The 12634-nt window shown below is 45.4% G+C and carries 7 protein-coding genes; 4 read left to right on the top strand and 3 right to left on the bottom strand.

What is annotated here, in order from left to right:
* The first annotated feature begins 68 nt into the window (after positions 1–68).
* A complete protein-coding gene (gene glgB, locus FKQ60_RS09525; protein WP_332397885.1) occupies positions 69–2267 on the top strand; it encodes a 1,4-alpha-glucan branching protein GlgB in 2199 nt (732 codons plus the stop codon).
* Positions 2268–2538: 271 nt separating this feature from the next.
* Here glgB and FKQ60_RS09520 read toward each other — a convergent pair whose 3' ends face one another.
* The gene (locus FKQ60_RS09520; protein ID WP_170906372.1) at positions 2539–3495 is read right to left on the bottom strand and encodes an AEC family transporter; all 957 of its coding nucleotides are present in this window, start codon (positions 3493–3495) and stop codon (positions 2539–2541) included.
* 288 nt (positions 3496–3783) lie between these two features.
* Here FKQ60_RS09520 and FKQ60_RS09515 point away from each other — a divergent pair, with 288 nt between their 5' ends.
* Positions 3784–5172, top strand: coding sequence for a DASS family sodium-coupled anion symporter (locus FKQ60_RS09515; RefSeq protein WP_170905213.1), 1389 nt, complete (start codon positions 3784–3786; stop codon positions 5170–5172).
* Between the two features lie 95 nt (positions 5173–5267).
* Here FKQ60_RS09515 and FKQ60_RS09510 read toward each other — a convergent pair whose 3' ends face one another.
* Positions 5268–5891 carry a DUF2057 family protein gene (locus FKQ60_RS09510; protein ID WP_170906371.1) on the bottom strand — a complete coding sequence of 208 codons (624 nt, stop codon included), beginning with the start codon at positions 5889–5891 and terminating at the stop codon, positions 5268–5270.
* A 368-nt stretch (positions 5892–6259) separates the two neighbouring features.
* Between FKQ60_RS09510 and FKQ60_RS09505 the strand changes: the two genes are divergently transcribed.
* The gene (locus FKQ60_RS09505) at positions 6260–8806 is read left to right on the top strand and encodes a glycosyl hydrolase family 18 protein (protein WP_170906370.1); all 2547 of its coding nucleotides are present in this window, start codon (positions 6260–6262) and stop codon (positions 8804–8806) included.
* Between the two features lie 307 nt (positions 8807–9113).
* Positions 9114–11000, top strand: coding sequence for a methyl-accepting chemotaxis protein (locus tag FKQ60_RS09500; RefSeq protein ID WP_158145262.1), 1887 nt, complete (start codon positions 9114–9116; stop codon positions 10998–11000).
* Between the two features lie 109 nt (positions 11001–11109).
* Here FKQ60_RS09500 and FKQ60_RS09495 read toward each other — a convergent pair whose 3' ends face one another.
* Positions 11110–12474 carry a Na+/H+ antiporter NhaC family protein gene (locus tag FKQ60_RS09495; RefSeq protein WP_170906369.1) on the bottom strand — a complete coding sequence of 455 codons (1365 nt, stop codon included), beginning with the start codon at positions 12472–12474 and terminating at the stop codon, positions 11110–11112.
* Positions 12475–12634: the final 160 nt, after the last annotated feature.

Genomic DNA, 12634 nt, shown 5'->3' with positions numbered 1-12634 from the left:
GCCATGCTAGCAAGCCCGCACTTAGCGGGCGTTTTTCCTTTTGATAGTCTTGGTTAGGAGTAAGTATATTGAACCCCGTAAAAAAGAAACCGCTGAAAAAAATCGTTAAGTTACAGCAGACCTATCAACAATTATTGCATGCTGCGTGTGCCGATCCCTTTGCCTTTCTTGGCCCTTATCTTCCACAAGAGCAAGGGGCACTGCGGGTATGGCTTCCTAATGCAGATAAGGTTGAGCTGCTCTTAGAAGGGCAACCAAGAATCGCCTTAGAGCGTGATGAGTTCGATGGGTTTATTCTTAAATCCGATCATGATCTGCGGTTTACCCATTACCAGCTGGCGGTCGATTGGGCCGGCACAGAGCAAATCATTGATGACCCTTACCAATACCATTCCTTATATGCTGAATTTGAACAGTTGCATACGCCCAAGCAGATGTACCATCATATGGGAGCGCAATTTGTTACCTTAGAGCGTGATGGACAGCAGATCAGCGGAACTCGTTTTTTAGTCTATGCGCCTCATGCTTCAGCTTGCAGTTTAATCGGTGCCTTTAACCACTGGGATGGACGTCGCCATCCGATGCAACGCCTTGATTACGGGATCTGGGGATTATTTATTCCTAATTTACCCGAAGGAACACAATATAAATTCGAACTGAAAGGTCCTCATGGGGAAGGCTTACCTCATAAGGCCGATCCATGGGGTTTCTATGCTGAGCAGTATCCTTCTTTAGCTTCCGTGACTTACGATCATCGCCGCTATCAATGGCAAGATACCCGCTGGCAACAGCGCCCCATTTCCGAAAAGCGCAAACAAGCACTGTCTTTTTACGAGTTGCATCCGGGGTCTTGGAAGCGCGGTGAAGATGGGCGCTTTTTAACTTATCGTGAATTGGCTGATCAGCTAGTACCTTATCTGGTGGATATGGGCTATACCCACGTAGAGTTAATGCCAGTTTCTGAGCATCCCTTTTATGGGTCTTGGGGATATCAGCCGATAGGGTTATTCGCTCCAACCAGTCGTTATGGCACGCCGGATGATTTTAAATATTTTGTCGATCAGTGCCATCAGGCGCAAATTGGAGTGGTGCTAGACTGGGTTCCTGCCCATTTTCCATCCGATTCCCATGGGTTAGCGAATTTTGATGGTACGCCGCTGTATCACGATCCTGATCCTCGCCGTGGCTGGCATCAAGATTGGAATTCCTATATTTATGATTTAGGCCGTGAACATGTGCGCCGCTTCTTAGTGTCTAACGCGCTCTATTGGTTTGAGATGTTCCATATTGATGGCATACGAGTCGATGCTGTTGCTTCTATGCTTTATCTCGATTACTCGCGTAGCCATGATCAATGGATCCCGAACGTTGATGGGGGACGTGAAAATTACGACGCGATTGCGATGTTGAAATGGATGAATGAAGAAGTGTATAAGCATTTCCCGAATGCCATGACCATTGCTGAAGAGTCAACGGCTTTCCCTGGCGTTTCTGCCCCAACCTTTGTTGGGGGGTTAGGCTTTGGCTTTAAGTGGAATATGGGGTGGATGCACGATAGCCTTTCTTATATCAAAGAAGATCCGGTGCATCGTAAATATCATCACAACACTTTAACCTTCCCATTAATTTATGCCTTTAGTGAAAACTATGTCTTATCGCTGTCACACGATGAAGTGGTGTACGGTAAACAGTCATTGATTTACAAAATGCCCGGTGATGAATGGCAGCAAACTGCGAATATGCGTGCCTATTTGGGTTACATGTATGGTCAACCAGGTAAGAAACTTAACTTTATGGGCGCTGAATTCGCACAAACGGGGGAGTGGAACCACGATGATCAACTGCAATGGTTTTTGTTGGAGTTTGAGCGTCATAAAGGGGTACAAAACTTAGTCCGCGATTTGAACCACTTGTATCGTACACACAGCGCGCTGCACGAACTGGATTGTGATCCTCAAGGGTTTGAATGGCGTCTACAAGATGCGGCTGATGCGAGCATTATCGCTCATGAGCGGATCAATAGTGCAGGTGAGCGCGTGTTGGTGATCACCAATTTTACGCCAGTACCACACGAAGCGTTTCGTTTAGGTGTTCCTGTCTCGGCCACTTATCACTTGCTCTTGAATACGGATGAAAAGCGGTATGGCGGGAGTGGTTTTGACGTCTTATCGGTCGTCAACAGCGAGCGTGTGCCGAGCGAAGGGTTAGCACAATCACTGCGGTTACGTATTCCACCGTTAGCGACGTTATTTTACAAACTGAATTAGCAAAAAAAAGCCAGTCGCAATTGGGCGGCTGGCTATCTATTTGTGAACAAAATATTCACTAACAACGTCAGTTGGCTAGGTGACCCTCGGCTTAAAAGGGTCACTTATTACAATGCAATTACCGTGCCAATATTTTTTGGTGACAAAACCAGCAAAATGGACTGATTTTCGCAGTTTTATAGCGTCGTGTTTCATAATTGCATTTGCAAATTGCAATTGAGAGGCAGTTCGCAAAAAATCCGCCTCATTCAACATCCTTACATTACGTTCATCAAATAAGCGCCAAGCTTGAGAGTAAGAAAATCCCTAAGGTACAACTGATAAAAGAAAACACCGTCGTTAAGGCGATAATGTTTGCAGCGAGTGGTGCATTTCCTCCCATCGCTCTCGCCATGACATAGCTTGCGGCAGCGGTTGGTGCTCCAGTCATTAATAGAATAATCCCGACATCCATACCCCGAAAGCCAAACCATAATGCAGCGCTGGTGATCAACAGCGGTGACCAAAGCAGTTTGTAGCGAGTCGCAAACCAAGTCGATCGGGAATCATTTTTTAGTGATTGGATATTCAGTGAGCCACCGGTGCAGAGCAAAGCAAGAGGCAGAGTCATGTTGGCAAAATAGTGTCCTGCTTCGCTGATCATAGTAGGGATCGGTAGCGCTATCGCATAACACAACACCCCAAGTAGGATAGCGATAATCAACGGGTTCTTTGTCAATGTTTTGAGTATCGTTGTGAGTGCTTTTGTGCCTTGAGCTTCGCCTTTTGGCGTTAAGGCGATCACCGCTTGAATATTATATAAGACAGTGGTTGTTGCGACATAAATTGCGGCTAATGCGACGCCACTATTGCCATATAAATTCGCGACGTATGCCAAGCCTATGATTGCGGTATTGGCTCGAAAGCCGCCTTGAATGATGACACCTTGATCTTGAGGATGATCAAAGTGTCGCTGAGTCATCCAGCAGGTAAACAAGAAAAAAATAAAATTGGCAATGAGACCAAACACAATCAAGGACAGACTGGAAGAGAAGTCATGCTCGGCACCGACAATACTGAGAAAAAGCATCGCCGGGAGTGTGACTTGAAAAACCAGTTTTGAGGCGACATCAATAAAATTATCGTTAATCAACTGCACACGCTTGAGTAATACCCCCAACAGTAACATTAAACAAATCGGGCCGGTAATGGAGGCTGAAAATTGCAGTTGGGTGATGAGCGCTTGCATGATAGACCTTCCAATGGAGAGAGTTTTCATTCTTTCATAGATAAGCAAGAGCGAGAATAGCCAATCCATAAAATCTCTCTTTTGCTAAGGGGGGACCTTTGTTTAAGTCACGCTTTGTTGTGCAAACTTTGTTAATGATTTTCGTGCTGAGAAGCGCATTCATTTCAAGCTGTTAAATTGTTGCCCATAGTTTTGATAAGGTTAACAATTTCGCAATAATAATTATCCTCTCGTTTGAATCTATGGGATCATATTGGCTGCCGTTTGGCCCGATAAGGAAAAATAATAATGAATCGAAACGAGAATGTCCCATTGCCCAACAATACCCGTGAATGGTTATTCAACCGCAACAGCTTGATTGTGTTAGCGGATATTGCCCTGTTTTTTATCCTACTGAATACCTTACCTTTTGCCCCTAATGTCGTCCTTGGATTGAGCATTTTAGCGTTTATCGCTGTGCTATGGTTAACCGAAGCGTTGCATGTCACGGTAACTGCGATTTTAGTGCCGATATTAGCGGTGATATTTGGAGTATTTGAAACTCAGGCTGCACTGAATAGTTTTGCTAACTCGATCATCTTTCTCTTTTTAGGCGGATTTGCGTTAGCGGCTGCGATGCATCGTCAAGGGCTGGATAAAGTCATTGCTGATAAAGTGTTAATACTGGCACGTGGGCGCTTTAGTGTCGCGGTGTTCATGCTGTTTGGTGTCACGGCTGGCCTGTCAATGTGGATCAGTAATACGGCCACAGCGGCGATGATGCTACCTTTAGTGCTTGGTATTTTAAGTAAAGTTGACCAAGACAAAGGCCATAATACTTATGTATTTGTGCTGTTAGGTATTGCTTATAGTGCCAGTATCGGTGGTATTGCAACGATTGTTGGTAGTCCTCCGAATGCGATTGCCGCGGCTCAAGTCGGGTTATCCTTCTCTGAGTGGATGCAGTTTGGTTTGCCGACGACTATCGTCATGTTACCTATTGCGATGTTGCTACTTTATTGGATGCTTAAACCCGATCTAAAAGGGCAGTTCGAGCTCAATCACGAGACGGTGAGTTGGGATAAAGGGAAAGTGGTGACTTTGACCATTTTTGCCTTGACCGTTTCATTGTGGATATTCAGTAAACCGGTGAATGAACTTCTTGGTGGTTTTAAAAGCTTTGATACGATTGTCGCCTTAGGCGCGATTGTTCTGGTCTGTTTTGCACGAGTGGTTCACTGGAAAGATATTGAAAAAACCGCCGACTGGGGGGTATTACTGCTGTTTGGTGGTGGTATCTGTCTCAGTAATATTCTCAGACAGACCGGAACTAGCGTGTTTCTGGCCAATGAACTGAGCTCGATGATTTCAGACTTAAATATTTTACTGATTGTTATCGTGATTGCGGCTTTTGTGGTGTTTTTAACGGAGTTTGCCAGTAATACGGCCAGTGCCGCATTATTAATTCCGGTGTTTGCTGGTGTTGCTGAAGCTTTAGGTGTTTCACCCGTGATACTGTCGGTGTTGATTGCGATAGCGGCATCGTGTGCTTTCATGCTCCCTGTGGCAACGCCACCGAATGCGATTGTTTTTGCGACAGGACATATTAAGCAAAGTGAAATGATGCGAGTAGGGATGGCATTGAACATCGCTTGTATTGTGATTTTATCAGCGATTGCGATGTTATTCTGGAATTAATCGGGACCGCTCATCGTCTCTGCTGTTGAAAACGATAAAACCCCAAGCTTATCTTTGCATACTTGGGGTTTTATTATGGGCGAATATCGTGATGTTTACTGATTAATAAAGTGTTTGAACTTTTCTTGAGTGGCGGCATCAGCCTTGTTGTACCAGAAATACAGCATCTCTTCGGCGGTATTATCGATCGCCTGTGGAGTTTTCACGTTGGCGGGTGCTGAAGTGGTGGTGACGATGGCGGCAGGGCCTCCTGCACGATTGTATTCCAACAATTCTTGCTGATAGTTACGCCCTATTTGCATCCCGGGTTTGATCAGTCGATCTTGCTGGAGAGCAACAGACTGCCCGTTAGAATCTTGCAGTGACCAAGTCAGATGACGGATATTGTTTTCCGCGTCAACGGCGTTACGGTAGGTTGGTAGATCAAAGGTTAGATTGGTCTCTTGCGCAGAAAAAGTCGCAACAATCACTTCACTTTCCACTTGAATACGATCATTACCTTGTGTGAAATAAGGTTGATAGCGGAAGACGATCTGTTGTTGTCCATCTTCTAAAGTTAGTGTTTTTTTTGCAGAAAAAAAACCGCCAGAAACCGCAGGTTTCTCTCCATTAACCACCAACATATTAATACTATCAGGAATATCAATGGTGACTTTAGCTAGGGTTGCGGCACTAAAAACAATCGCAAAAAGACACGATAATGGCTTGATGGCATTCATCTATTTTATCCTATTGATTACTTGAAGAAGGGAAGACTGTCAGGGTGCCGCTTGTCCGTGATAAAAGCAAGTTTTCACATCGGTAATCACTGAGCGTTCATCAAAATATCATCTTTCGATTCGCTTCAATATACGCTTACCTATCCTCAATATGAAACGATGCGAGCATAGCCAAAAATAGCCGTTTTTCTACTCTATAGGATAAAAAATCCGTTTTTTTGGCTGAAGATTGCCTTTAGCATGTAACACGTTGAATCTGTCCCATTCATTGCTCGTTGTGCCTCGAAAACTCTGGAACTCCATTTTTCAAACGCTCACAAGTATCAAATACTGTCTCAGATGTTTAACCAATCATAAGAGAGACGGATATGAAGCGTACTATTCTGTGTTCGGCGGGGATGGCTTTTGCCTTGTCGTTCACTAGCACGGTAATCGCAGCGCCAAGCGCACCAAATATTGATGTATATGGCTCAAATAACCTGCAGTTTTCTAAAATACAGCTAGCAATGGAAACGACCGCGGGCTATCACCAAATGGTGCAGTATCGAGAACAAGCACCTATTTCGATTACCTTTAATCAATGGAGCGGTGAACGCGGGCATACTTATAAAATTTTATTTGATGGTGTGGAAGTGGCCTCTGGGCCGATCAGTGGCAGTCAAACCACCGCCAACTTCACCTATGATAAAGGTGGCCGTTATCAACTCCAAGTTGCAGCCTGTGATGATTCTGGGTGTACGACCAGTGCGCCAGCAGAGTTAATTCTGGCTGATACCGATGGTTCACACCTTGAACCTCTGACCATGAACGTTGATCCGAATAATAAATCCTATTCACTGGACCCTGATACCGTCGTTGGTACCTATTTCGTTGAGTGGGGCATTTATGGTCGTAATTATACGGTGGATAATATTCCAGCCCATAACTTAACGCATATCTTGTATGGTTTTATCCCTATTTGTGGTCCGAATGAGTCGGTCAAATCGGTCGGTGGTAATAGTTATAATGCCCTTATGACGGCGTGTCAGGGAGTCCCTGATTACGAAGTAGTGATCCACGATCCTTGGGCGGCATACCAAAAAAGCTTTCCTCAAGCAGGGCATCAGTATAGCTCACCGATCAAGGGTAACTATGCGATGTTAATGGCACTTAAGCAGCGTTATCCCGACTTAAAAATCTTGCCATCGGTTGGCGGATGGACGCTATCCGATCCTTTCTATGATTTCACGGACAAAGCGAAACGCGATACGTTCGTGGCATCGATGAAACGTTTTTTACAGACATGGAAGTTTTATGATGGTATCGATATCGATTGGGAATTCCCCGGTGGTAATGGCGCTGCCCCAGATTTAGGCGATCCGATCAATGATGGACCAGCTTATATTGCCTTAATGCAAGAGTTACGAGTGATGTTGGATGAACTTGAAGCTGAGACGGGGCGCTCTTACGAGCTCACTTCTGCGATAGGTGTCGGTTTCGATAAAATAGAAAAAGTCGATTATGGTCAGGCAATTCAATATATGGATTATATCTTTGCGATGACCTACGATTTTTATGGTGGTTGGAATAACGTCCCTGGCCATCAAACGGCACTGTATTGCGGTAACTTTATGCGCCCAGGTCAGTGTGATGGAACAGGCATTGATGAAAACGGTGAACCGTATAAAGGCCCTGCTTACACCGCGGATAACGCAATTCAATTATTGCTAGCCCAAGGTGTACCAGCCAATAAGCTTGTTCTTGGGGCTGCGATGTATGGTCGAGGTTGGCAAGGTGTGATGCCTGCTTCGTTGACCGATCCTACCGATCCGATGACGGGGGTTGCGACCGGCAAATTAACGGGCTCAACAGCGCAGGGAGTCTGGGAAGATGGTGTTATTGATTATAAAGGCCTTAAAGCGTATATGATTGGTGATAATAACCAAGGGATTAATGGCTTTGAATACGGTTATGATGCCCAAGCCGAAGCTCCTTGGGTATGGAATCGCACCACAGGGGAATTGGTCACGTTTGACGATCCGCGCTCGATTAAAGCCAAAGGGGCTTATGTTCGTCAGCTAGGTTTAGCCGGTTTATTCTCATGGGAAATTGATGCGGATAACGGCGATATTCTTAATGCTAAGCATGAAGGGCTTGCTCAAGGATCGAACCCGCCAGTTAATCGTGCACCAATTGCTGATGCAGGTATGGCACAAACCGTTGTCGCTCCAGCGACCGTAACCTTAGATGGCAGCGCTTCCAGAGATACCGATGGTACGATTGCCAGCTATTACTGGGAACAAATTGCTGGGCCAACCGTGCAACTCAGTGATGCGAATCAAGCTCAGGCGAGTTTTTCGATTGGTGAAGTCACTCAAACCGAAATCTTCCGTTTTAAGTTAACCGTAACAGACAATGAGGGAGCGAGTGGTTCCGCGACGGTTCAAATTACTGTTAAAGCCGAAGACGGTGGTGTGGAAAATACGCCTCCCGTTGCGATTGTCTCTGCGCCTTCTGAAGTGAGAACTGGTGAGCAAGTGTTGGTTGATGCTTCGGCATCTTATGATGCGCAGCAAGAGACGCTGAGCTTTGATTGGCAGGTACCAACTGGGCTTGAAGTTCAGATCAATGGCAGTCAACTGATCTTCACCGCGGGTTCTTATTCCGTTGATACCACGCTTAACTTTACGGTAACGGTCAGTGATGGTGAGTTGAGTAGCTCAGCATCCGTTTCAGTCATCGTTTTAGCGACCAGCAATAATGATCAATGTGACAATCTATGGAATTCCTCTGCCGTTTATGTCGGTGGCAACCAAGTAACATGGGCTGGTAAAGTGTGGGAAGCCAAATGGTGGACACAAGGGGATGATCCTGCTCAATCCGGTGCTTGGGGGGTATGGAAAGAGATAGGTGTTGCGGACTGCGCTACCCAATAATGCCTTATTACCTCTCAATGAGTGACATTGAGCGGTAGATTGACAGGCTTTGCCTTAGGGTAGGGCCTGTTTCTTTTTTTGCGTTATCTCCTGACAGATGATGCTCAGTTTCTTTACCTCACTCACACAATCGACCCAAATCGCTAACCTTTCTCAATCATGAACTATAATTTTTGATGCGAATAAACCATTTCGTAGAGAGTCTCTCATTTATTTCTAGCCTAAAAATTATAATGCAGGATGCCGAAAACAAATAAATAAGCGCTTCTCACACGAAGCACGACAAGGTCATAACGGGGGATAGCGTATGTTTAAAAACCTTTCACTAAAGAATAAGTTGGCTATCTCAGCCAGTATTGCCATCATCGTCGGTGGCGTATTGGTTGAAGCCGTATCGTTTAATGCCGCACTCGGGCGATTGGATATCGAAATCGAGCAACGTTTGCAAAGTGCGACCTCTTCTTATAATCAATACGTTTCTGATTGGCTGGTCTCGAAAGAGCGAGCGCTGACTTCTTTATCGCAAGAGGTGAAACCAGAGGCGATTGTTACCCACCTTAAACAGGTTAAGCACTCCGCCGATTTTGATAATGTATTTTTGGCTTATCCGGATGGCTCACAACAGAATGCCAATGGTGTGGTATTACCACCAGGCAATAACGATCCTCGTCAATGGGGATGGTACATTAACGCCAAAGCTAACCCCAATGCCGTGTTCATGGATAATCCTACCGTCGCCGCTGCGACCGGAGCCAATGTGGTTTCTCTTGGTAAAGCGATCAATTTACATGGGCAAACATTAGTGCTTGGCGCCGATGTGGAGATCACCGATATTCTCAATAGCATGAAGCAAACCATTTTGCCCGGCTCTGGTTATATGTTTATTGCTAATCAACAAGGCAATATTTTTACTCATGCAAACACTCAGTTATTAAATAAGAATGTCAGTGAGTTGGGACTGAATTTTCGCGATATTCAAACGGCACAGCGGTCTGGTCAATACAGTAAAGTGATGATCAATGGTCAAGAGAATGTGCTATTTGCACGTGCGATTGAAGGCACAGCGTTAAGTACGGTGATTGTTATCAATTATTCATCGTTGATTGCTCCTCTCTTTGATGCGCTCTGGGGACAGTTGTTGGTTACCTTTTTAGTCGTTGTGGTCTGTACGGTCTTATTCAATGTGCTGTGTAATATTTTATTCCGTCCGTTAAGCAATGTTTCGCATGCCTTAGAGCAAATCGCCAATGGGAGCGGTGATTTAACCCAACGTATTCAGGTTGAAAACAATGATGAAGTGGGAAAACTAGCAGAGAGCTTCAATACTTTTGTAGCAAGCTTACAACAACTGATTGGTCATATTCGTCAGCAATCTGAGCAATTAACCGCGCAGTCTGAGCATGGTGCGCAGCGAGCCAATCAATCGGCTTCTGAATTAAGCCTTCAGCAGCAAGAAGTCACCATGGTTGCAACAGCGGTGACCGAAATGGCATCGGCGACACAAGAAATTGCCTCTCACGCTGAGCAAACCGCTCAAGCAGCACAGAATTCAGCCACCAGCACCAATAATGGCCGTACTTTAGTGCTTAATACCAAGTCGTCGATTCATCATCTTGCTAAAGAGGTGACGCAAGCCAGCTCGGTTATTTCAGCCCTTAATCAACACGCACAAGAAATCTCCACCGTGTTAGCGACCATTCAAGGTATTGCTGAACAAACGAACCTATTGGCGTTAAATGCCGCGATTGAAGCGGCGCGAGCAGGCGATCAAGGACGAGGTTTTGCGGTGGTTGCTGATGAAGTTCGAGTATTATCACAGCGCACTCATACCTCAACCGAAGAGATAAAATCGACCATTGATACGCTCCAAGAAACGACTAAACGAGCCGTTGCATTGATGGAAAGTAGCTCAAGTTTGGCGAATAACTCTGTTGATGATGCCGATAAAGCGACACATGCATTAGAAGAAATCAATGCTGCGGTTGCTCTGATCAGTGACATGGCGACCCAGATTGCGACAGCGGCGGAGGAGCAAACGCACGTTACGGGTGAAATTACCCAAAATGTGACGGCGATTAAAGATGTGACTGAGCAGTTAGTGGAAGGGGCTGAAGATAGTTTGAGCCAATCGAATCAATTGAAGCAGCAAGCCGCCGAGCTGAGCGCGAAAGTGGCGACGTTTAAAGTGGGTTAGTTGACGCTTACCGCCTTCGCTTTGCAAGGCATACATTTGACCTAATCGGTCATTAAAACGGCCCCTCAGTGTAGACTCAGGGGCCGTTTTATCGTTCGTGTGCTTTTATTTATTGATGAGTTACCGTTTGTGAGTAACGACGGGATGGACGGGTAAAGAAAATCGCTACAATCGCCGCAAAAGCTAATGAAAAGCAGTAATAAGAGTGAGCTACAATCTCCAAGGGAGAGAGTTGGAAAATCGATCCAAGTAAGAGTACTTGTGCCCCATACGGCAGGATACCTTGCATCACACAAGAAAAAATATCCAACAAACTTGCCGAACGACGTGGTGTCACTGCATGCTCTTCGGCTAGCTGACGAGCAATACCACCAGAGACGATGATAGCAACCGTATTGTTAGCCGTACAGGTATTGACCATTGCGACTAAACCAGCAATACCTAACTCACTAGCGCGACTTTGCGCTGCTGGGGTTTGTTTTTTGGCTAAGCGCTGGATCCAACGGCTGACCAGTTGAGTTAAAAAAGCGAGTCCTCCTTGGCGACGCATCAGTTCACTTAAGCCACCAATCAACATCGACAATAAGAAAATCTCCTGCATATTGCCAAATCCACGGTAAATATCTTGTCCAAAATTCGTTAAGGCATAGTGATCACTTTGCCAAAGCCCGACACTACCAGCCAATACAATACCTACGGTTAAGACAACAAACACATTGATCCCCGAGATAGCCAGCACCAAAATGGTCATATAGGGCAATACTTTTAACCATTCAATAGCAGAAGTATCAGGGGTTTGTGTTGCGGTACTGCTAAACGCGAATAAGATTAAGGAGAAAAAAGCGGCGGGGAGAGCAATGCGAATATTTTCACGAAATTTATCGCGCATTTCACAGCCTTGTGAACGCGTGGCGGCGATGGTGGTATCTGAGATGATGGATAAGTTGTCGCCAAACATTGCACCGCTCAATACGACTCCAGCGGTTAATGGGAGGCTCATACCGGATGACTGAGCAATGCCTAATGCCACTGGCGCAACGGCGGCAATGGTACCCATTGATGTGCCCATCGCCGTGGCGATAAAGGCCGAAATAAGAAAAATCCCCGGTAAAATCATTTCACTTGGGATGGCTGACAGTCCCAAATTTACCGTTGCATCAACCCCACCAGATGCTTTTGCTACCGCGGCAAAGGCGCCGGCCAATAAGTAAATCATACACATCGCGATAATATCTTGATGGCCAACACCACGTAAAAACTGTTCGATAGCCCGATTCAGAGATTCTTTACTCAGCAATAGCGCGATGATCACGGCAGGTAAAATCGCGATAGGGGCAGGGAGTTGATAAAACGCAAACTCAACCCCTTGAAACGTGAGATAAGCGCCGACACCAATAAAGAGTGCAAGAAACACGAGTAGAGGGAGTAAGGCGATCGCCGATGGTGTAATGGGAGTAGATGAGTTTGAAGACATGGAACAACAACTTTAATGATCAACAACAAGGAGACGCAGCCTAATCGTTCCAGTAGGGTTTGTCAAATTTGGCCATCTAAACATCTAGATTCTTATATGTCTTTCATTGCACTATTGAATGGATAAGATAATGCGATTTTTTCATCTAATTTTCCCATTA

The organism is Vibrio sp. A11, from assembly GCF_013048705.1.
GTDB classification, from domain to species: domain Bacteria; phylum Pseudomonadota; class Gammaproteobacteria; order Enterobacterales; family Vibrionaceae; genus Vibrio; species Vibrio metschnikovii.
Note: the sequence above shows the minus strand (reverse complement) of the source record. Positions and strands in the feature narration are given on the sequence as shown.

What these genes read in the sequence shown, in the direction of transcription:
- FKQ60_RS09520 (WP_170906372.1), bottom strand. Translation starts at nt 3,495, where the DNA reads ATGCAAGCGCTCATCACCCAACTGCAATTTTCAGCCTCCATTACCGGC.
- FKQ60_RS09515 (WP_170905213.1), top strand. Translation starts at nt 3,784, where the DNA reads ATGAATCGAAACGAGAATGTCCCATTGCCCAACAATACCCGTGAATGG.
- FKQ60_RS09510 (WP_170906371.1), bottom strand. Translation starts at nt 5,891, where the DNA reads ATGAATGCCATCAAGCCATTATCGTGTCTTTTTGCGATTGTTTTTAGT.
- FKQ60_RS09505 (WP_170906370.1), top strand. Translation starts at nt 6,260, where the DNA reads ATGAAGCGTACTATTCTGTGTTCGGCGGGGATGGCTTTTGCCTTGTCG.
- FKQ60_RS09500 (WP_158145262.1), top strand. Translation starts at nt 9,114, where the DNA reads ATGTTTAAAAACCTTTCACTAAAGAATAAGTTGGCTATCTCAGCCAGT.
- FKQ60_RS09495 (WP_170906369.1), bottom strand. Translation starts at nt 12,474, where the DNA reads ATGTCTTCAAACTCATCTACTCCCATTACACCATCGGCGATCGCCTTA.